The following is a 19,284-nucleotide window of genomic DNA, read 5'->3' on the forward strand; positions in this document are numbered from 1 at the left end:
GGTTGTCCGGACAAAGAGACTCACCTATCCGCAGGTCAGACCTGCATGATTTCCTTTTCCTTCTCCGCGAGCAAGCGGTCGATTTCGGAAATTACGTCATCGGTCATTTTTTGGACCCGCTCGGACTGAGCACGGCTCTCGTCCTGGCCGATCTCGCCGTCCTTTTCGGCTTTTTTCAGGTCGTCCATACCGTCACGGCGAACGTGGCGGACGGCGACCTTGCTTTTTTCGGCATAGTCGTGGGCGACCTTGACCAGCGATTTGCGGCGCTCCTCGTTCAGTTCCGGGAGCGGAATGCGCAGGTTCTGCCCGTCGACGATCGGGTTGAGCCCCAGATTGGACTCCCGGATTGCCCGCTCCACGGCCCCGACCATGGACTTGTCCCACACCGAAACCGAGAGCATCCGCGACTCCGGAACCGTGATGTTTGCCACCTGGTTCAGCGGCATGCGAGAACCGTAGGCTTCGACGGTCACCGGATCGAGTACGTTCGCCGAAGCGCGACCGGTCCGCAGCGACGCGATGTCGTGCTTGAAAGCAGCGATCGCCCCGTCCATCCGACGCTTGAGTTCCTTCAGATCCACACCTTCACTCATGGTTCAAGACTCCCGTTCTTATCAGCAGCCCTTGCGGGCCCCAGCAGCTTGTCAATTATCGGTCACGATGGTGGCACGGCCGCCACCCGTCAATATCTCCGTGAAGCCGCCCTTCTCGTGGATGGAAAAGACGACGATCGGAATGGCATTCTCCCGCGCAAGCGCCACGGCGGCAACATCCATGACTGCGAGGCCTTTTTCGAGAACCTCGCTATGGGTCAGGCGGTCGAAGCGGGTGGCCGAGGGGTCCTTCTTCGGATCCGCGGAATAGATGCCGTCGACCTGTGTTCCCTTGAAGATCGCCTCGGCGCCCATCTCCGCCGCACGAAGCGCCGCAGCCGAATCCGTCGTGAAGAACGGATTGCCCGTGCCGCCGGCGAATATCACGACACGCCCGAGCGAAAGATGATAAAGCGTCGCGCGCTGCGAGAAGCTCTCGCAGATTTCCGGCATGGCGATGGCCGACAGGACGACGGTGTCGATATCGAGCTTGCGCAGCGACGTCGCCAGCGCAAGTGCGTTGATGACCGTCGCCAGCATTCCCATGTGGTCGCCGGTTACACGGTCGCCGCCCTTGGACGCGACAGCGACACCGCGGAAGATGTTGCCGCCGCCGACGACGACGCCGACTTCGACACCCATCGCTCTCGCTTCCGCGATATCGGAGGCAATCCGGTCGGCTACGGCAACATCGATGCCGAACCCCTGGCTTCCCATAAGCGCTTCACCGGAGGCTTTGAGAAGAACGCGCTTGTAGATTGGCTTGGCCGACATCGTCACTCCTGAAATAGATCGGCGCGCGTGTGCAGGCATCTGGCGCACACCGGCGTAAAGGCAAATTCCGCTGCGTGGTATCAACCGCTCCGGCGGGTCCTACGCATCGACTGGAGCCGGATACACGAAGGGCACCGCGTTGTCACGCGATGCCCCAACGTTTTCCCATTCGAGGTGAAGAAATCAACCCTTCGCGGCGGCTGCCACCTCTGCCGCGAAATCGCTCTCTTCCTTTTCGACGCCTTCGCCGAGCAGGAGACGGGCAATGCCGGCAACTTCGATCGGCGCGCCGACGGACTTTTCCGCTTCCTTGATCGCGGCTTCCACCGTCAGATCAGGGTTCATGACGAAGGCCTGCGACAGAAGGGCGACTTCCTCGAAGAACTTGCGCATGCGGCCATCGACCATCTTCTCGATGATGTTGTCCGGCTTGCCGGAAGCGCGCGATTGCTCGATGAAGACGTTGCGCTCGCGCTCGGCGACCGCCGGGTCGATTTCGCTCGAACGGACCGCGAGCGGGTTGGTCGCGGCGACGTGCATGGCAACCTGCCGGCCGATCGCGTTCAGAGCTTCCTTGTCGCCGGTCGACTTCAACGCGACGAGCACGCCGAGCTTGCCGATGCCGTCGCCTGCGGCATTGTGCACATAGGTCGCGACGACGCCATCCTCGACCTCGAGCAGTGCCGAGCGGCGCAGCGTCATGTTCTCGCCGATCGTGGCGATGGCGTCCTTGATCGTATCTTCAACGGACTTGCCCGTCGCCGGATAGGTCGCCTTGGAGACGGCTGCAACGCTGCCGTCGGTGCCGAGGGCGACATTGGCGACACCGCGAACCAGCTCCTGAAAGGCGTCGTTGCGGGCAACGAAGTCGGTCTCGGAGTTGATTTCGACGACGACGGCCTTGGTGCCGGAGCTGGCAATGCCGATGAGGCCTTCGGCAGCAGTGCGGCCGGACTTCTTGTCAGCCTTGGCGATGCCCTTGGCGCGCAGCCAGTCGATGGCGGCTTCCATGTCGCCATTGGTCTCGGCAAGCGCCTTCTTGCAGTCCATCATACCTGCGCCGGTCTTTTCGCGCAGCTCCTTCACCATTGCGGCGGTAACAGTCATCTTTGTGCCTCTTGTCTGTTTGCTGGCGCGCCGACCGGGATTGGCGCAGTGCCAGAAGGTTTGGCAGGAAATGGCCTTTCTGTGTGACATCGTGATGAAGCCACTTTAGCGATGTTCGCGGGCTCACCGCGCGCGATCGGCCGGGCCATTTCCGGCTGATAAAGAACAAGGCCGTTCAGATTCTACATCACAAACGGCCTCGTCCCGATATTTCATGCGTACGGCAGCGCTTGGTCTGCCGGTCGGGCCGATCAGGCTTCGGACGCTTCCTCGAGAGCCGGCTCGACCGGAACCTCTTCGGATGCGCCGAGATCGCGGCCAGAGGCGCCCTGCTGACGGGCGATACCGTCAATGGCGGCGCGGGCGATGAGATCGCAGTAAAGGGCGATAGCGCGCGATGCGTCGTCGTTGCCCGGGATCGCGTAGTCGATCTGGTCCGGATCGCAATTGGAGTCGATGACGGCAACGACCGGAATGCCAAGACGCTTGGCTTCGTCGATGGCGATCGATTCCTTGTTGGTGTCGATGATGAACATCAGATCCGGGGTACCGCCCATATCGCGGATACCGCCGAGTGCGCGGTTGAGCTTCTCGCGCTCGCGCTCGAGGTTCAGGCGCTCCTTCTTCGTGAAGCCGGAAGCTTCCGAAGCCAGGATTTCATCGAGCTTGCGCAGGCGCTGGATCGAGTTGGAGATCGTCTTCCAGTTCGTCATCATGCCGCCGAGCCAGCGGGCATTGACGTAGTACTGGGCGGAACGCTTCGCAGCGTCCGCGATGATCTCGGACGCCTGGCGCTTGGTGCCGACGAAAAGCACGCGGCCGCCGCTGGCGACGGTGTCGCTGACGACCTGCAGGGCGCGCGACAGCATCGGTACGGTCTGGGCGAGATCGATAATGTGAACGTTGTTACGGTCGCCGAAGATGTACGGCTTCATCTTCGGGTTCCAGCGGTGCGTCTGGTGACCGAAGTGGACGCCCGCCTCGAGAAGCTGGCGCATAGTGAAATCAGGCAATGCCATGCCTTTGTCTCCTTTTCCGGTTGAACCTCCGCAAGGCGTCGAGCGCACCGCAATGCGCCCACCGGCGGAACGATCCGGATTTCTCCCGGAAAATCCCATGCCTTACGTGTGGAATGGCCAGCCCCTTAGCGGTAACCGGCCCGGAAATCAAGCCTTGGGGACGCTTTTTGTATCGCGCCGGCTCAGGCCGCCTTCGTTCGGCACCGAGCCAGCACCTCGGCGGTGACATGTTCCGGAATGTCGCCGATTTCCGCCATGCGCGCATCGAGCTTGGCCAGCATTTCCTCGAACACAGCGGAGTAGGCCGGCTCGTTCGCCCGGTTGCGCAGCTCGAACGGGTCCTCCTCGCAATCGAACAGTTCCCATTCCGCAGCCTCGTCGCCGGAAAAGGCACCAGGCTGGCCGAGCGGATCGTTATACCAGTAGATGAGCTTGTAGCGGGCGTCGCGCACGCCGTAATGCGCGAAGGCATTGTGGAACTCGTCCTTGTGCATCCAGTACCGGTGATAGGCGAGGCCCTTATCGTCCTCGTCCGCCGTTTGCTCGATAATCGGGCGCATGCTCCTGCCCTGCATGTAATTGGGGATCGGCAGGCCCGCATAATCGAGAAAGGTCGGCGCGAAATCGACATTGGTCGCGATGTGGCCGGCTTGCGTGCCGGGCCGGATGCCCTCCGGATAGCGGATCAGGAAAGGCATCTGGAGCGATTCTTCGTACATGAAGCGCTTGTCGAACCAGCCGTGCTCGCCAAGGAAGAACCCCTGGTCGGACGTATAGATGACGATGGTGTCGTCGCGCAGGCCTTCCGCGTCGAGATAGTCGAGCAGACGGCCGACATTGTCGTCCACGGCGGCAATGGTCTGCAGGTAGCGCATCATGTAGCGCTGGTACTTGAAGAGGGCGAGTTTCCGCGGATCGGTAAAGAGATAATTCTCTCCGGTGGCTCCGTCGATCAACCGCAGTTCCTGACCTTCCTCGATGTCCGGGACCTTGCGCTGGGTCCAGCCCGGCAGAAGCAGTTCGCCGATCTCGTCGCCGCCTTCGGGCTGGACGAGGCCGAGGTCCCTGTATGTCATGTCGGAGCGAATGCGCATTTTCGCCGCTGCCGCCGCTGCTGCGCGGTTGGAATAATCGTCGGAGAAAGTTTCGGGGACCGGCAGTTTCCCGTCGGCATAGAGGTGCCTGTCGCGCGGGTGCGGCTCGAAGCTGCGATGCGGCGCCTTGTGGTGGCACATCAGGAAGAACGGCCGCTCCGGATCACGCCTGCCGAGGAAATCGATGCATTTGTCTGTGATGATGTCGGTGGCGTAGCCTCTCTCCGTCCGCGGTCCGTTGCGGTCGATCATCACCGGATCGAAATATTCGCCCTGGCCGGGCAGTACCGACCATTCGTCAAATCCCGTCGGCTCGTGCGCCTGGCCCTCGCCCAGGTGCCACTTGCCGAAGATCGCTGTCTGATAGCCGCCCGCGCGCAGATGTTTGGCCACATTGGGGAGCCGGTTGTCGATATGGGTATCGAGCGTGGTGACCATGTTCACATGGTTGTAGGTGCCCGTCAAAATGGCGGCACGGCTGGGCGTGCAAATCGAATTGGTGACGTAGCACCGATCGAACCGCATGCCTTCGTCGGCGATGCGGTCGATATTGGGCGTGCTGTTCAGGCCCGCGCCGTAGGCGGAAATCGCCCGCGCCGCATGGTCGTCCGACATGATGAACAGAATATTGGGCTGCTTTGTCATTCTAATCTCGATGGAGAGTGCCGGCGCGACGGAGCGCGCCGGCGGGTTGGCGTTCAGTCGCCTGCGTAGAGGTCGGCGAGATAGTAGTCCTTCGGGTCGAGCGGGTTCTGCATCTTGCCGAAAGCGACGAACTGGTCGTTGAGACCCTTCAGCCAGTTGGCCACCGTCCCATCCCTGCTGGCTGCAACGAGCTCGGCGGTGGTCAGGAACTTGCCGTTGCGGCTTTCGACTTCAAGCGGTTCGGCCGGCACTCCGAGGAACTTGGCGGTGATCGCGACCGAGCGCGGCACGTCGGCAACGCGATAGTCGTTGGCCTCCTTCATCGTGGCGATGAATTTCCTGACCACGTCCACGTCGCCGGCTATCACCTCATTGCGGGCGACGAAAGCCGAAGGGAATGAGTTCTCGGGATAGAAATCGTCGCTCTTGGCGACTTCGACCAGATCCGGGACGGTCTTCTTGATGATGCCCACCAGCGGATACCAGATGCCGGCGCCGTCGATCTGCTTCGATGCAAAAGCCGAAACGACCGTCGAAGGGTCCATCTTCACCACTTCTATGTCGGAGATCGTCATGCCAGCCTTGGCAAGGCCGAGACGCAACAGCATGTCGCCCGATGTGCCTTCCGGAACGCCGACCTTCTTGCCCTTGAGGTCCGCGACGGAGTTGATGCCCTTCTGCGCGATGACGCGGTCGGACAGTCCGAGCACATTGATCGCGACGAGTTTGGCCTTGCCAGTGGCCGGGAGCCAAAGGGCGCCCGGACCGACATACCCGAAATCGAGACTGCCCGCGCCCAACGCCTGGATCTGGATCGGGCCGTTGGTGAAGATCTTCAGGTCGGGTTCCAGGCCGTGTTTTGCCCACAGGTTCTGGTCGGTGGCGATCGCCGTCAGGCTCGTGCCGAAATAGTCGGCGATGTAACCGATCCGCACGGGCTTTGCCTCTGCGTAAGCGGCTCGCGTGGTGGCGCCCACTATGGGGGCCGCCAGCGCACCGGCAGCGGCAACGCGGATGAAACTGCGTCGGGTAAAAGTCACGGCATTCCTCCTCCTTGTGATGAACTCGAACTGACCTGGGGTTTCTGATGGTAAACGGCGTGCCAAACCCGATTGCGGGCCTGCGCGAATTCAGGCGATAGCCGGATCTCTTCGTTGCGCGGATAGGGCAGGTCCACGGGGATGATCTCGTGCAGGCGGCCTGGCCGCGCGGCCATCACGATGACGCGATTGGCGAGATAGACCGCCTCATCGACATCATGGGTGATGAAGATCACCGTCCGTCGCTCGCGGCTCCAGGTGTCGAGCAGCTGGTCCTGCATGTTGACGCGGGTCAATGCGTCGAGCGCGCCGAAGGGCTCGTCCATGAGGAGGATCGTCGGATTGACCGCATAGGCACGGGCGATTGCGCAGCGCTGCTTCATGCCGCCGGACAAGGTCTTGGGCAAGGCATCGGCGAAATCCTTCAGCCCGACGAGATCGATGAAGTGATCGGCGATGCGCCTGCGCTCGGCCGCCGGCATGTTTTTGATGCGCAGGCCGAATTCGACGTTCTGGCGAACCGTCAGCCACGGAAACAGCGCATATTGCTGGAAGATCACGCCGCGTTCGGGCCCCGGCCCGTCGACCGGCTTACCGTCGACCAGAACACGTCCGTCCGACACCTCCGTCAGGCCGGCCGCGATATTCATGGCCGTCGACTTGCCGCAGCCGGACGGCCCGACCACCGTGACGAATTCACCCTCGCCGATATCCAGGCTCAGCCTGTCGAGCGCGAGGACCGAGCTCTCGCCTTCGCCGAAACGGCGGGTGACGTTCTGAAATGAAATCTTCGGGTCGGAGGCGGGGTCTGGAACAGCTGTCATTGCGCGCGCTCCTGCCAGCGGGTCAGACGGCGTTCCGCCGCCTGGACGATGCGGTCCATGAGCAGGCCTAGAATGCCTATCGTGACGAGGCTGACGAAAATGGTGGGAAGATCGTAATAGAGTTGCGCCTGCTGCATTCGGAAGCCGAGGCCCGATTGCGCTGCGATGAGCTCGGCTGCGACGACCGTCGCCCAGGCCGAGCCGAGCCCGATCCGGACGCCGACCAGAATGAACGGAATGGAGGCAGGGACGATCACGCGGTAGAACAGCACGCCGTCGTTGGCCCCAAGCACGCGTGCAGCGCTGATCAACGTACGGTCGACGCCGATGACACCCTGATAGGCGGCGACGACGCAGGAAAGGAACGAGGCGAGGAAAATGACGAAGACCTTCGGCGCTTCGTCGATGCCCATGGTCACGATCGCGAGCGGTATGACCGCCAGCGGCGGAATCATGCGGAAAAACTGGATGTAGGGCTCGATCAGTGCGCGGGCGACGCGGTACCAGCCCATCAGGAAGCCGACGGGAATGGCTGCCGCCACGCCGAGCAGGAAGCCGGCCAGCACGCGGCGAAGACTGGAGACGACGTCCAGCGGCAACTGGCCGTTCGCGATCAGCTCCACTGCGCGCCGGAAAACCTCGGCCGGTCCCGGCAGGATCACCAGCCCCGCCGCCGTGACGCCCCACCATACCGTGACGGCGAACGCCAAGGCGATCAGGTTCAGGACGATGGGCGCCAGCTCCGCCGGCGAAAACCCGTTCCCTGTCGTTTCCTCGTCTTTGGACGTCAGAGTGCTCAATACCGGGCTCCCGAATAGAAAAAGTGGTCGAGCGCGACCGCCGCCCCGCCGATCGCGCCCGGTTGCGAGCCAAAACCGGTTCGTTCGAACCGAAGGATGTCGCGCATATGAGGCATGACCCGTGGCGGCAGATGTTTTCGCAGATGCGCGAACAGGCTCTCCGGCGCGTCAGCGAGGTGACCGCCGAAGACGATCAGATCGGGCGTAAGCAGACTGATTGCGATGGCGAGCGAGTCGGTCAGCCGAGCGAGTGTCGGACCCCAGACGTCCGTGTTCTCCACCTGCATCAGGAGATCGGCCGGAGCAGAGCCTTCCAGCCCCAATGCACGCATCAGGACGCGTTCGTTCACATAGCTTTCGAGACAGCCATGGTTGCCGCAACTGCACCGTGGCCCGTTCTGTGAGATCTGGATGTGACCGAGCTCGACTGCACCATGGCCGCCCGGCCGAAACGGCACGCCGTCGACCACCAGCCCTGCCCCGAGACCGGAGCGCAGATAGACGTAAAGCAATGCCGGGACCCCGCGGCCGAGACCGAAGCGCGCCTCCGCGACCGCCATTGCCGTAACGTTATGCTCCAGCACCACCGTCAGGCCCGTGCGTCGCTCCAGCATGCCCGCCAGCGGCAGGTTGCGCCAGCCGGTGTTGATCGAAGCCAGGATGGTGCGCTGGCCGGCATCGACGGGTCCCGGCACTCCTACTCCGACGCCGAGCAGATGGTCTGTGCGCGCGAGAAGCTTCAGCTTCTCTATTTCGTCGGCGATCCGCGCCGTCACGGCCTCCGGCGAGGTGTCTGGCAGCGCGAATTCGAACGAAGCGGCCGCTTTCGGCGAACCCAGGAGATCTGTGACCGTCAGTTGAACGAGGCCGGCACCGATATGCACGCCGGCAACGTGATGAGCGTTCGGCAGGAGCCGGATCGCCAGTCCCGGCCGCCCCACCCCGCTGCTTGCCGCCGGCTCCACCTCGGCGACGGAGCCGTCGGCGAGGAGCTGCGCCGTCACATGGGTAAGGGTCGTCGCGGACAGCCCGGTGCGGCGCGCAAGGATGGCGCGTGATTGGGGCCCTTCGTCGCGAAGGATGCGCAGGACCTGGCCGTGATGCACACCCACTCTTCGCCCCCCTTGGCCATTTATTTTCTCAACTTTAGAAAATAAATGGGGCCTGTCAATAGGAGCAGGTTGCGGTCACTTTCGAAAATCGCTTCTGCGGTTGTCTATTTGCACTCTTCGCTATTGAAGACCTCGAGCTTTGCGAGCTTTCCGCTCAGGACGAAGTCACCGTAGTCCATGGTGAGATCCCGCGTCACGCCGTTCTCGTAGAGCTTGAACGCCATGCGGTAGACGGGCAGCGCGTCGCCGTTGGCTTCGTCGTTGAAATAGGTGATCGTCACCGGCCAATAGTTCTCGCCCGCAAGCTTTCCGGCCTTGCCGACATCCGCATCGTCAGGAGCGGGCTTGCGCGGCTTGCCCACGAAGGTCGAGGTAATCAGCGTCTTGTCGCCCGAATCGGAACCATCGAAAATACGCGCCTCGAAAAAGGTCTCTCCTTTTTTCGCACGTTCGATCACTTCGAGCATGTGTTCTGTCGGAAACCGGCTGGCCGCAAGCGCCACCTGGCGCTTGTCGGGGGCGGTCAGCTCGACCTTGACGCCGGACTTATCGTCATGCGCGCTTCCGCGCACCTCCTTGTCCAGCTTCTCATCGGTAAAGGAGCGGGTGAGGAAACGGAAATTGCCGTTCTTCATGTCCTCATAGGTGGTGGTCTGCTGATCGGTTAGGCGAACCTCGTCACCCGTATCGACCTGGGTGACGAAGCGGAAGCTGACGGTATAGCCTTCGCAGGAGGAGCCGTTGAACTCATAGACCATGCGGCCATACATGCCGGAGATGCCGGACCGCTCGGAGGCGTCCTTCAATTCCAGATCGTAGACGGCGCGGTGGGGAACGAGAGCAGTCGCCTGTGCCGCGCCCGCCGTCATGACCACGACACAGACGCTTCCCACAGTGACGAGACCGAAGCCTTTACGAAACATCCGTTTCCTCCTGTTGGACTCGCCGCCAATGCGATAAACAAGCATTCGGCAGAAACAAGGCAGATCGGTTCTGGTCCACGCCTGTCAAGATCTGCTTTGCATGCCGGATTTTAGCACAAAAGACAACAACGGAGCCTTCCATGTCCGCAGAGATCGAAACCCGCCTCACCGAACTCGGCATCGTCCTTCCGCAGGCAGTTGCGCCGGTCGCGAACTACGTGCCTTACGTCGTCTCGGGGTCGATGCTCTACATTTCCGGACAGTTGCCGATGGAAAACGGCAAGGTCGCCGTAACCGGCCATGTCGGCAAGGATGTCGATGTCGCCGGCGCGCAAAGGGCTGCCGAACTCTGCGCGATCAACATCCTGGCCCAGGCCAAAGCGGCTCTCGGCGATCTCGGCCGTATCCGCCGCCTCGTCAAGATCAACGGCTTCGTCGCCTCCACGCCGGACTTCGTCGAACAGCACCTGGTGATCAACGGCGCCTCGAACCTGCTTGCCAATGCGCTCGGCGAAGCGGGCAAACACGCTCGTGCCGCTGTCGGCATGGCTTCCCTTCCCTTCAACGCGGCTGTCGAGATCGACGCCGTGATCGAAATCGCATGATCAGGGACTTCCAATGAAGGATCTTTCCTGGCTCAAGGCCCAGCCGATCGCCCATCGCGGCTTCCACGATATGAATCGGGAGGTTTGGGAAAACACGCTCTCCGCCTTCTCTCGCGCGGTCGAAGCCGGCTTCGCGATCGAGTGCGACCTTCAATTCGCGGCTGACAGCGTTCCCGTCGTTTTCCACGACCACGACCTGCAACGGCTCTGCGGGATCGCGGGCGACGTGCGCGCGAAGACGTCCGCCGAGCTGGGGCTTCTGTCCGTCGGCGGCACGGGCGACAAGGTGCCGACCCTGAAGCAGATGCTGCGCCTCGTTGCCGGCCGTGTCCCACTGATCATCGAGCTCAAGGGGCGACTGGGCGACGACGAAGGCTTTTGCGCGGCCGTGCTCGAGACGCTGGAAGGCTATGAGGGCCACGTGGCGCTGATGAGCTTCGACCATTGGCTGCTCAGGGACCTGAAGGAACTCGATGCGCCCTACCCCCTCGGCCTGACTGCCGAGGGTGTCAATCCGGAAACCTTCTTCGTGCACGAGGAGGCGATGCATCTCGGGCTGGATTTCATCTCCTACCATTACGGCCATCTTCCCAACGCCTTCACGGAAAAGGAGCGCGCGCTCGGCCGAACGCTCATCACCTGGACGGTACGCGACAGACAGGCTCAGGAGCACACATTCGCCAATGCCGACCAGATGACCTTCGAGGGTTTCGATCCCCGGGAGAGCATGATTTCGTAGGCGCATGACAGACGCGATCACCATCCGCATAGAACCTTCGTTCACGTCGATATCGCCGGCGAGCTGGGGCGGGCTTGCCGGCGCTTCCAAAGGGCATGCCGGCACGGCCTACAATCCCTTCGTCTCGCATGCCTATCTCTCGGCACTGGAGGAATCGGGCTCGGCGACGGCGGAGACTGGCTGGCTCGGACAGCATCTCCTGATGGAGGACGCGGACGGTTTCCTGCGGGGGGCTCTCGCCTGCTACGTCAAGAGCCACAGCCAGGGGGAATATGTTTTCGACCATGGCTGGGCGGATGCCTTCGAGCGGGCCGGCGGCCGCTATTATCCGAAACTGCAATGTTCCGTGCCGTTCACGCCGGCGACGGGGCCAAGGCTGCTGGTGGCCGGGGGAAGCGATCCACGAACCGTGCGCGACGCACTCGCTGCCGGCCTCAAGGAACTCACGCGCCGCCACCGCCTCTCCTCGGCCCATGTGACCTTCGTCCCGACGGACGAAATGCCGATCCTGGAGCAGGCGGGCTTCCTGCATCGGATGGATCAGCAGTTCCACTTCATGAATGAAGGCTATGGATCGCATGACGACTTTCTCGCTACGCTCACCTCGCGAAAGCGCAAGGCACTCAAGAAAGAACGCCGATCGGCGGTGGAAAACGGCATAACCATCGACTGGCTGACCGGCAGCGACCTGACGGAAGCTATCTGGGACCAGTTCTTTGCCTTCTACATGGATACCGGCGGACGCAAATGGGGGCGTCCCTATCTGACCCGCGCCTTCTACTCGCTGATCGGAGAGCGCATGGCCGACGACATCTTGCTGGTCATGGCCAAGCGCGGCGGGCGCTATATCGCCGGAGCGATCAATTTCATCGGCGGCGATGCGCTATATGGCCGACACTGGGGCTGCATCGAGGATCACCCCTTCCTGCATTTCGAAGTCTGTTACCATCAGGCGATCGACTACGCGATCGCGAAGGGATTGAAGCGCGTCGAAGCCGGCGCGCAAGGCGAGCACAAGCTTGCACGGGGTTATATGCCGGTGACGACTCATTCCGCACATTTCATCAGCCATCCGGGACTTGCGCGCGCCGTAGCCGATTATCTGGAACGGGAGCGCCGGGATGTGGAAGAAACCGGCGAGTTTCTTGCGGAACACGGCCCTTTCCGCAAAGGTGGACGCCAGGACGACTGAGACGCCGCGAATGCCTGCCAGGAAGAGGAAACGACATGAGTGCATACGACACCAACAATATCTTCGCCAAGATATTGCGCGGCGAGATCCCCTCGCATCGCGTCTATGAGGATGAGGCCACCGTCGCCTTCATGGACGTGATGCCTCAGGCCGAAGGCCATGTCCTGGTGTTGCCTAAGGCGCCGTCCCGCAACATTCTCGATGCGGATCCAGCCACCCTCGCCAGCCTGATCGCGACCGTTCAGAAGATTGCCCTGGCCGCGAAGGCCGCTTTCGCGGCGGACGGCGTCACCATCATGCAGTTCAACGAGGCGCCGGCCGGTCAATCCGTTTTCCATCTGCACTTCCACGTGATCCCCCGGCGGGAGGGCATTCCGCTGAAGCCGCATTCCGGCAAGATGGAAGACGGAGAGGTCCTGGCCGCAAACGCGGAGAAGATCCGCCGAGCGCTTTAGGCTACCAGGTAACCTTTGATTCAACTGCTTACGGAATTTTTCTATTATTACGCTTTAACTCATCAGAAGCCCAGCCACCAGAGGCCTGCGGCCAAAGCAGCGATCGCCGTTCCGATCCCGGCGACGGGTTTCTGGCGGGCGAGGAAAAACGCGATCGCGCCGAGGACGACGGAGCCGAGCCGAAGCCACAGAGGCGACTGGGCCAAAACGCCGGTCGGGTAAAGTACGAGTTTGGCAATGACGGCCGCCACCAGCGCCGTCGCCACCGCCCTCACCCAGTTCAGCGCCTCCGAATCGTCGCGTAGCCGATTTCCGGCGAGTACTCCGAGCCACCGCCAGATGTCGGTCGCAAGCCAGCCGGCGATCGCAATGAATGCGTAGGCCCACCATCCGTCCATCCAGCTCACGCGCTCGTTTCCTTTCGCGTGCGCCAGAAGCGCTCGCCAAGCCAGGCGAGCGTTCCTCCGCCGAGGCCGGCGAGCAGAATGTCGAACTCCGGGGCGATCCAGTAGCAGACCGGCCCCGCGGCGAGACCGATCGCGAGCGCGGCATAGACAACCGGATGACGGGCGGAATTCCAGATCGAGGCGAGGAAATAGACCGGCGTCAGAAAGAAGAGACATCCGGCGACGATCGGCGGGAAATCGGCGACGAGGCGATAAACGATCCCGACCAGCGCCATGTTCGTCGCGACCAGCGTGATGCCGAAGCCGGCAAAGAAAGTCGCGCGGTGCCGGCGCGGAACCGCATGCACGCGCTCCATCGCGAAGACCCAGGCGGTGATGGCGATGAAATGCGAAAGCAAGAGAAGCAGCCATGTCGGCGTCTTCGACGTACGGAGTTCGGGAACGAGTGCGGCGACCATCGGCATCAAGCGAACCGACGAAAGCGTGACCGCCAGGAACGCCGTCGCAAGACTGGCGCCGCTGAGGATCGAACTTACGAGAATGACCTTTGCCGGCAGGGCCCAGACGATGCCGGTCATGAACACGACTTGCGCCGGTGGGATCCCCGCCTGAACCGTCAGCGAGCAGAAGCCCACGAAGGAAAGCATGAGGATTATGGCCGGAAGGCTGAATATCCCACGCGCACCCGCCAGAAACCAGCCCAGAGGCGATCGCTCCTCTTCGATACGGTTAGTGGAATCCACCCGCTATGCTCCGCTCACAAGAAAGTGCCGGGTAACTCACCCGGCACTGTCACGTCCAGTCGCGATCGCGTTATTTCTTGCGCGGCACCTTCGGAACCGTCCGCCCCCTGAGGGGAGCCGCGCCGGAACCGCCGCTCTTGTTCGAGGACTTGGCCGCCGTCTTCTTCGACTTGGCTTTCGCGCCCTCTTCGGATGCGGCTACGCTTTCCTTTTCGGCAGCCTTCTTGGGTTTCGCGCCCTTGCCGGCGGGACGCGAGACCTCGGCCTTGGGCTTGATCGGAGCCGTTTCCGGCACGGCTTCGAGCATGAGCCCCTTCGTGCCGTCTTCCTTTGCACCGATCGTCACCTTGACGACACCGCCCTTCTTGAGCTTGCCGAAGAGGATCTCGTCCGCGAGCGGCTTCTTGATGTTTTCCTGGATGACGCGTGCCAGCGGCCGTGCACCCATCTTCTCGTCATAGCCCCTCTCCGCGAGCCAGGCGATCGCATCAGGCGCAAGGTCGAAGGTGACATTGCGCTCCGCGAGCTGCGTTTCGAGCTGCATGACGAACTTCTGCACGACCTTGTGGATGACCGGGGTCGGCAGCGAGTTGAACGGAATGACGGAGTCCAGACGGTTGCGGAACTCCGGCGTGAAGAGGCGATTCAGCGCCTCCACGTCCTCACCCGTCCGCTTGGAGGAACCGAAGCCGATCGCCGCCCGAGCCATGTCGGACGCGCCGGCATTGGTCGTCATGATCAGGATGACGTTCCGGAAATCGATCTTCTTGCCGTTATGGTCGGTCAGCGAACCGTGGTCCATGACCTGCAGGAGGATGTTGAAGAGATCCGGATGCGCCTTTTCGATTTCGTCGAGCAGCAGCACGCAATGCGGATGCTGGTCGACGCCGTCGGTCAGGAGTCCGCCCTGATCGAAGCCGACATAGCCGGGAGGCGCGCCGATCAGTCGCGAGACCGTGTGGCGTTCCATATATTCCGACATGTCGAAGCGCAGCAGCTCGACGCCGAGCGAGGTGGCGAGTTGCTTCGCCACTTCCGTCTTGCCGACGCCGGTCGGGCCGGAGAAGACGTAGCAGCCGATCGGCTTGTTGGGCTCGCGAAGGCCTGCGCGCGCCAGCTTGATCGACGAGGCGAGCGCCTCGATCGCCAGATCCTGGCCATAAACGACGGAACGCAGTTCCTGCTCGAGATTGGCGAGCACCGCCTCGTCGTCCTTGGACACGGTCTTGGGCGGGATGCGTGCCATCGTTGCGACGGTCGCTTCGATCTCCCTTTCGGTGATCAGCTTGCGGCGTTTGCTGACGGGCAAAAGCATCTGCGCGGCACCGGACTCGTCGATGACGTCGATCGCCTTGTCCGGCAGCTTCCGGTCGTTGATGTAGCGAGCCGAAAGCTCCACGGCCGCCTTGATGGCATCGTTGGTGTATTTCAGCTGGTGGTAGTCCTCGAAATACGGCTTGAGGCCCTTCATGATCTCGATCGTGTCCGCGATCGTCGGCTCGTTGACGTCGATCTTCTGGAAGCGGCGAACGAGAGCCCGGTCCTTCTCGAAGAACTGGCGATACTCCTTATAGGTGGTCGAGCCGATGCAGCGGATCGCGCCGGAAGAAAGCGCGGGCTTCAGGAGGTTCGACGCGTCCATGGCGCCGCCCGACGTGGCGCCGGCACCGATGACCGTGTGGATCTCGTCGATGAACAGCACCGCACCGGGGTAATCTTCGAGTTCCTTGACCACCTGCTTCAGGCGCTCCTCGAAGTCGCCGCGATAGCGCGTGCCGGCCAGCAGGGTTCCCATGTCGAGCGCGAAGATCGTGGCGTCCTGCAACGCCTCGGGCACCTTCTTCTCGACGATGCGCTTGGCAAGGCCCTCGGCGATCGCCGTCTTGCCCACGCCAGGATCGCCCACGTAAAGCGGGTTGTTCTTGGACCTGCGGCAAAGCACCTGAATGGTCCGGTTGACTTCGGCGTGACGCCCGATCAACGGATCGATCTTGCCGGACTTGGCCTTTTCGTTGAGGTTCACGCAATAGGCCGTGAGCGCATCCTGCTGCTTCTTCGGGCCCGCCTCCTCGCTCTCGCGCGAAGCCTTCTGTTCGGAGTCCTGGTCTTCCGCCCCGCGCACCGGCCGCGCCTCGGAGCTTCCCGGCCGCTTGCCTATACCGTGCGAAATGAAATTGACTGCGTCATACCGCGTCATCTCCTGCTCCTGCAGGAAATAGGCAGCATGGCTCTCGCGCTCGGCGAAGATCGCCACGAGCACGTTGGCGCCCGTCACCTCTTCGCGGCCCGAGGACTGCACATGGATGACGGCTCGCTGGATCACGCGCTGGAAGCCCGCCGTCGGCTTGGAGTCCTCGTCGTAACCGGTGACGAGGTTCGACAATTCGTTGTCGACGTAATCGGTCACCGTCTTGCGAAGCGTGTCGAGATTGACATTGCACGCGCCCATCACAGCCGCCGCATCGGCATCATCGATCAATGCCAGCAGCAGGTGCTCGAGCGTCGCATATTCGTGATGGCGCTCGTTGGCAAAAGTCAGTGCCTGATGCAGCGCCTTTTCGAGGCTGGGCGAAAATGTTGGCACGTTAGTTCCTCATTTCTTTTCCATGACGCATTGCAACGGATGTTGATGCTGCCTGGCGAAATCCATCACCTGCGTCACCTTGGTTTCGGCGACCTCGTAGGTGAAGACGCCGCATTCTCCAACGCCGTGGTTGTGGACATGTAGCATTATGACGGTCGCTTCTTCGCGGTTCTTCTGAAAGAAGCGCTCGAGGATGTGAATGACGAATTCCATCGGTGTGTAATCGTCATTCAAAAGCAGAACGCGGTACAAACTCGGCTTCTTGGTCTTCGGCTTGGTGCGGGTGATAACGGACGTGCCACGACTGGGGCCGCCTCCGTCTCCTTCGCTTCCCTGCTGCATCCGGACCGGCATGGCGATCATTCTTGTTCATTCCTTTACAGCCGCGGATCCATTTGCATTCGGCCACGACATGCTTGCCTTTATCTAATGGTTCGTTCTTGGATTTTAAGACCGAACCCACGCACTGCAAACATATTCGCACGGCGAAACACAAGATTGATCAAATTTCTTCGCCGGCACCTGCTGCCTTCAGGCCCGTCGGCGGTCTTGAAGACGCGCAGATTACGAACGGACGAAGGCCGGCCGCGGCATCCGCGACCGGCCTGGTCTGCAATAGCGATGAAGCTGATGGTCAGGCGGCGGCGGCCGTTTTGACCGCAGTGCCTGCCTTGGCAACCGGCGCCTCATAGGGCTTGTAGGCGTCCTTGGCGAGGTCGGCATACATCTCACCGATCTTCGTCGCCTCGGCGAAAAAGCCTTCGTAGCTTGCCTTCAGATAATTCGTCTGAAGCTCGAACGCTGCTTCGAGGCTTTTGGCACTGGTAAGCTTTTCGACATGAGCAACGCCATCCTCGAAGGATTTTTTCGAATAGTCGGCCGCTTCGGTCGCAATAGCCTGGAAACCTTTGGTCATGGCTGAGTAGCTCTTCACGGCCACGTCGAGCGCTTCCTTGCTCTTCCTGTTCGCATCGTCGAAGTTAAACATCGGGCGTCTCCTTGTAACGGCTCGGCTAGGAACGCGGCCAGTCTAGGTGCGCTGCACAAAAAGTCAAGTTCAGTGTGCATTGCAATAAAATACAGTTCTTGCAACGACTTGATGAAGACGGACGCCTCCAGTCAAATTTCTCCGAAAAGTATGATTTAACAACAGGAAACCCGGCCTGATTGCTCAGTACCGGGTCTTGCAACGCGCGATTACCACGGATCCAGGTGGATTCGTGTTGCTCTCAGAGGTCGATGTCGAGGATCGCCATCGAGAAATTATAGGAGAGCTCGCCGTCCTCTTCGTCACGGAAGACGACACCGAGAAATTCGTCACCGAGATAGACTTCAGCGGATTCGTCCTTCTTCGGGCGAGCCTTGACGACCATGGACTGGTTGAACGTGCGCTTAAGATAGGCCTCAAGCTTGCGGATTTCTTCGGGCTTCAAAACTATTCTCCGTAGCCGATTGATTTGCCGCGCTTGTTGCACGGGCCATTGCCAGGTGTAAACCCATCAGAGCGCCAAGCGTTCGCCGGGAGACGAAGAAATGCTCGCAACGCCTTGAATTGGTGCACTGATTTTTCGCAGCGTCGATGCCCGGCACAGCCGGGCTTCGGGCGCCTTGATCAGATATCGAACGACGCCAGGATCTGGTCCATCTGACGCGACGGCTCGGAACAGCCGGCCTCGCCGACGACCTTCGCCGGCACACCGGCAACCGTCGATTTGGGAGGGACCGCCTTCAGCACGACGGAACCGGCGGCCACGCGTGAGCAGTGGCCGATGTGGATATTGCCGAGAATCTTTGCGCCGGCGCCGATCAGCACGCCGTTGCCGATCTTCGGATGACGGTCGCTGCCTTCCTTGCCGGTGCCGCCAAGCGTCACGCCATGCAAGATAGATACGTTGTCGCCGATGACCGCGGTTTCGCCGACGACGAGCCCCGTTGCATGATCGAGGAAGATACCGCGCCCGATGCGGGCGGCCGGATTGATGTCGGTCTGGAAAACGCTGGAGGAGCGGCTCTGGAGATAGAGCGCAAAGTCTCTCCGGCCGCGGCTCCACAGCCAGTGAGCCAGACGGTGCGTCTGTATGGCATGGAAGCCCTTGAAATAAAGCACCGGCTCCATGAAGCGCGTGCAGGCGGGATCGCGATCGTAGACCGCCTGGATATCCACGCGCAGGACGGCGCCCCATTCGGGCCAGTCCTCGAGCATCTCGGCAAAGGTCTGGTGCAGGAGGCTCGCCTGGAGGTCGGGATGATCCAGCCTCTCGCAAATCCGGTAGATAACGCAATCTTCCAGGGAATGCTGATTGACCACCGTCGAATAGAGAAAGGCCGCCAGCATCGGGTCGCGCTCGGCCGCCAGCCGCGCCTCCTCACGCAGGCTATCCCAGATCGGATCGATCGCTTCGAGCGATTCCGTATGACGAAGTTCTGTCTTGGCGACCATGGTCGCTCTCCTTCCTGGGCGTTCCCTCGGCGGGGTCGTCTTTGGCCTGCCGTCTTAAGATGGGGTCGTGTTCGGGCATATATAGGCCAATTCCCCGCCGACATAAATGGCCTGGCCGGATTTCACCTCTCGTTGGTCGCACGGCCGAGAGCAGCTCGAGGAAAAGTGCGCAGGGTTTTCCGCCT

General features: G+C 61.6%; 21 protein-coding genes. 4 read left to right on the top strand and 17 right to left on the bottom strand.

Annotated features, from left to right (window positions below; genetic code table 11):
- Window positions 1-35: 35 nt before the first annotated feature.
- The 10 genes from frr to ACFHWW_RS22540 form a co-directional block, all read right to left on the bottom strand.
- Entirely contained in the window at window positions 36-596 is a 561-nt protein-coding gene (gene frr / locus ACFHWW_RS22495) for a ribosome recycling factor (protein ID WP_003534987.1), read from the bottom strand.
- Window positions 597-647: 51 nt separating this feature from the next.
- Window positions 648-1,370 carry a UMP kinase gene (pyrH, locus tag ACFHWW_RS22500; RefSeq protein ID WP_018097759.1) on the bottom strand — a complete coding sequence of 241 codons (723 nt, stop codon included), beginning with the start codon at window positions 1,368-1,370 and terminating at the stop codon, window positions 648-650.
- A 183-nt stretch (window positions 1,371-1,553) separates the two neighbouring features.
- Window positions 1,554-2,477, bottom strand: a complete 924-nt coding sequence (tsf, locus tag ACFHWW_RS22505; protein ID WP_275598015.1) for a translation elongation factor Ts — start codon at window positions 2,475-2,477, stop codon at window positions 1,554-1,556.
- Between the two features lie 251 nt (window positions 2,478-2,728).
- Window positions 2,729-3,496, bottom strand: a complete 768-nt coding sequence (rpsB, locus tag ACFHWW_RS22510; protein ID WP_003534993.1) for a 30S ribosomal protein S2 — start codon at window positions 3,494-3,496, stop codon at window positions 2,729-2,731.
- Between the two features lie 182 nt (window positions 3,497-3,678).
- Window positions 3,679-5,235, bottom strand: a complete 1,557-nt coding sequence (locus tag ACFHWW_RS22515; RefSeq protein WP_379940900.1) for a sulfatase — start codon at window positions 5,233-5,235, stop codon at window positions 3,679-3,681.
- Window positions 5,236-5,288: 53 nt separating this feature from the next.
- Complete coding sequence (locus ACFHWW_RS22520; protein WP_164866969.1) at window positions 5,289-6,227, bottom strand: aliphatic sulfonate ABC transporter substrate-binding protein; 939 nt, start codon at window positions 6,225-6,227, stop codon at window positions 5,289-5,291.
- A 44-nt stretch (window positions 6,228-6,271) separates the two neighbouring features.
- Complete coding sequence (locus tag ACFHWW_RS22525) at window positions 6,272-7,099, bottom strand: ABC transporter ATP-binding protein (protein WP_379940902.1); 828 nt, start codon at window positions 7,097-7,099, stop codon at window positions 6,272-6,274.
- A complete protein-coding gene (locus ACFHWW_RS22530) occupies window positions 7,096-7,839 on the bottom strand; it encodes an ABC transporter permease (protein ID WP_198516851.1) in 744 nt (247 codons plus the stop codon). The genes ACFHWW_RS22525 and ACFHWW_RS22530 overlap by 4 nt, the downstream gene beginning before the upstream one ends.
- A 56-nt stretch (window positions 7,840-7,895) precedes the next feature.
- Window positions 7,896-9,011: an ROK family protein gene (locus tag ACFHWW_RS22535; RefSeq protein ID WP_379940904.1), complete on the bottom strand. Its 1,116-nt coding sequence runs from the start codon at window positions 9,009-9,011 to the stop codon at window positions 7,896-7,898.
- Between the two features lie 104 nt (window positions 9,012-9,115).
- Entirely contained in the window at window positions 9,116-9,934 is an 819-nt protein-coding gene (locus tag ACFHWW_RS22540) for a cell envelope integrity EipB family protein (protein ID WP_379940906.1), read from the bottom strand.
- A 140-nt stretch (window positions 9,935-10,074) separates the two neighbouring features.
- Between ACFHWW_RS22540 and ACFHWW_RS22545 the strand changes: the two genes are divergently transcribed.
- Genes ACFHWW_RS22545 through ACFHWW_RS22560 form a run of 4 tightly spaced genes read left to right on the top strand, consistent with a single transcriptional unit; the run spans window position 10,075 to window position 12,925 of the window.
- The gene (locus ACFHWW_RS22545) at window positions 10,075-10,539 is read left to right on the top strand and encodes a RidA family protein (protein ID WP_127710803.1); all 465 of its coding nucleotides are present in this window, start codon (window positions 10,075-10,077) and stop codon (window positions 10,537-10,539) included.
- A gap of 13 nt (window positions 10,540-10,552) precedes the next feature.
- Window positions 10,553-11,278, top strand: coding sequence for a glycerophosphodiester phosphodiesterase (locus ACFHWW_RS22550; protein WP_100673913.1), 726 nt, complete (start codon window positions 10,553-10,555; stop codon window positions 11,276-11,278).
- A 4-nt stretch (window positions 11,279-11,282) separates the two neighbouring features.
- Window positions 11,283-12,470 (top strand): GNAT family N-acetyltransferase, encoded by a 1,188-nt coding sequence (locus ACFHWW_RS22555; protein ID WP_275598019.1) that lies wholly within the window; start codon window positions 11,283-11,285, stop codon window positions 12,468-12,470.
- Between the two features lie 35 nt (window positions 12,471-12,505).
- Window positions 12,506-12,925, top strand: a complete 420-nt coding sequence (locus ACFHWW_RS22560; protein WP_018097770.1) for an HIT family protein — start codon at window positions 12,506-12,508, stop codon at window positions 12,923-12,925.
- A gap of 62 nt (window positions 12,926-12,987) precedes the next feature.
- Here ACFHWW_RS22560 and ACFHWW_RS22565 read toward each other — a convergent pair whose 3' ends face one another.
- The 7 genes from ACFHWW_RS22565 to cysE form a co-directional block, all read right to left on the bottom strand.
- Window positions 12,988-13,323, bottom strand: a complete 336-nt coding sequence (locus ACFHWW_RS22565) for an AzlD domain-containing protein (RefSeq protein WP_080636661.1) — start codon at window positions 13,321-13,323, stop codon at window positions 12,988-12,990.
- A gap of 5 nt (window positions 13,324-13,328) precedes the next feature.
- On the bottom strand, window positions 13,329-14,075 hold the full coding sequence (locus tag ACFHWW_RS22570; RefSeq protein WP_379940909.1) for an AzlC family ABC transporter permease: 747 nt from the start codon (window positions 14,073-14,075) through the stop codon (window positions 13,329-13,331).
- A 70-nt stretch (window positions 14,076-14,145) separates the two neighbouring features.
- The gene (gene clpA / locus ACFHWW_RS22575) at window positions 14,146-16,659 is read right to left on the bottom strand and encodes an ATP-dependent Clp protease ATP-binding subunit ClpA (protein ID WP_018097773.1); all 2,514 of its coding nucleotides are present in this window, start codon (window positions 16,657-16,659) and stop codon (window positions 14,146-14,148) included.
- A gap of 9 nt (window positions 16,660-16,668) precedes the next feature.
- Entirely contained in the window at window positions 16,669-17,022 is a 354-nt protein-coding gene (gene clpS / locus ACFHWW_RS22580) for an ATP-dependent Clp protease adapter ClpS (protein WP_003535011.1), read from the bottom strand.
- Window positions 17,023-17,293: 271 nt separating this feature from the next.
- Window positions 17,294-17,647: a phasin PhaP2 gene (gene phaP2, locus ACFHWW_RS22585; protein WP_100673917.1), complete on the bottom strand. Its 354-nt coding sequence runs from the start codon at window positions 17,645-17,647 to the stop codon at window positions 17,294-17,296.
- A gap of 241 nt (window positions 17,648-17,888) precedes the next feature.
- On the bottom strand, window positions 17,889-18,092 hold the full coding sequence (locus ACFHWW_RS22590; protein WP_003535016.1) for a DUF3126 family protein: 204 nt from the start codon (window positions 18,090-18,092) through the stop codon (window positions 17,889-17,891).
- 179 nt (window positions 18,093-18,271) lie between these two features.
- Window positions 18,272-19,099 carry a serine O-acetyltransferase gene (cysE, locus tag ACFHWW_RS22595; RefSeq protein ID WP_100673918.1) on the bottom strand — a complete coding sequence of 276 codons (828 nt, stop codon included), beginning with the start codon at window positions 19,097-19,099 and terminating at the stop codon, window positions 18,272-18,274.
- Window positions 19,100-19,284 lie beyond the last annotated feature (185 nt).

Origin of the sequence: Sinorhizobium sp. P24N7 (assembly GCF_042436655.1) — a bacterium.
Lineage (GTDB): Bacteria > Pseudomonadota > Alphaproteobacteria > Rhizobiales > Rhizobiaceae > Sinorhizobium > Sinorhizobium meliloti_A.

What these genes read in the sequence shown, in the direction of transcription:
- frr (WP_003534987.1), bottom strand. Translation starts at nt 596, where the DNA reads ATGAGTGAAGGTGTGGATCTGAAGGAACTCAAGCGTCGGATGGACGGG.
- pyrH (WP_018097759.1), bottom strand. Translation starts at nt 1,370, where the DNA reads ATGTCGGCCAAGCCAATCTACAAGCGCGTTCTTCTCAAAGCCTCCGGT.
- tsf (WP_275598015.1), bottom strand. Translation starts at nt 2,477, where the DNA reads ATGACTGTTACCGCCGCAATGGTGAAGGAGCTGCGCGAAAAGACCGGC.
- rpsB (WP_003534993.1), bottom strand. Translation starts at nt 3,496, where the DNA reads ATGGCATTGCCTGATTTCACTATGCGCCAGCTTCTCGAGGCGGGCGTC.
- ACFHWW_RS22515 (WP_379940900.1), bottom strand. Translation starts at nt 5,235, where the DNA reads ATGACAAAGCAGCCCAATATTCTGTTCATCATGTCGGACGACCATGCG.
- ACFHWW_RS22525 (WP_379940902.1), bottom strand. Translation starts at nt 7,099, where the DNA reads ATGACAGCTGTTCCAGACCCCGCCTCCGACCCGAAGATTTCATTTCAG.
- ACFHWW_RS22540 (WP_379940906.1), bottom strand. Translation starts at nt 9,934, where the DNA reads ATGTTTCGTAAAGGCTTCGGTCTCGTCACTGTGGGAAGCGTCTGTGTC.
- ACFHWW_RS22545 (WP_127710803.1), top strand. Translation starts at nt 10,075, where the DNA reads ATGTCCGCAGAGATCGAAACCCGCCTCACCGAACTCGGCATCGTCCTT.
- ACFHWW_RS22550 (WP_100673913.1), top strand. Translation starts at nt 10,553, where the DNA reads ATGAAGGATCTTTCCTGGCTCAAGGCCCAGCCGATCGCCCATCGCGGC.
- ACFHWW_RS22555 (WP_275598019.1), top strand. Translation starts at nt 11,283, where the DNA reads ATGACAGACGCGATCACCATCCGCATAGAACCTTCGTTCACGTCGATA.
- ACFHWW_RS22560 (WP_018097770.1), top strand. Translation starts at nt 12,506, where the DNA reads ATGAGTGCATACGACACCAACAATATCTTCGCCAAGATATTGCGCGGC.
- ACFHWW_RS22565 (WP_080636661.1), bottom strand. Translation starts at nt 13,323, where the DNA reads ATGGACGGATGGTGGGCCTACGCATTCATTGCGATCGCCGGCTGGCTT.
- clpS (WP_003535011.1), bottom strand. Translation starts at nt 17,022, where the DNA reads ATGATCGCCATGCCGGTCCGGATGCAGCAGGGAAGCGAAGGAGACGGA.
- phaP2 (WP_100673917.1), bottom strand. Translation starts at nt 17,647, where the DNA reads ATGTTTAACTTCGACGATGCGAACAGGAAGAGCAAGGAAGCGCTCGAC.
- cysE (WP_100673918.1), bottom strand. Translation starts at nt 19,099, where the DNA reads ATGGTCGCCAAGACAGAACTTCGTCATACGGAATCGCTCGAAGCGATC.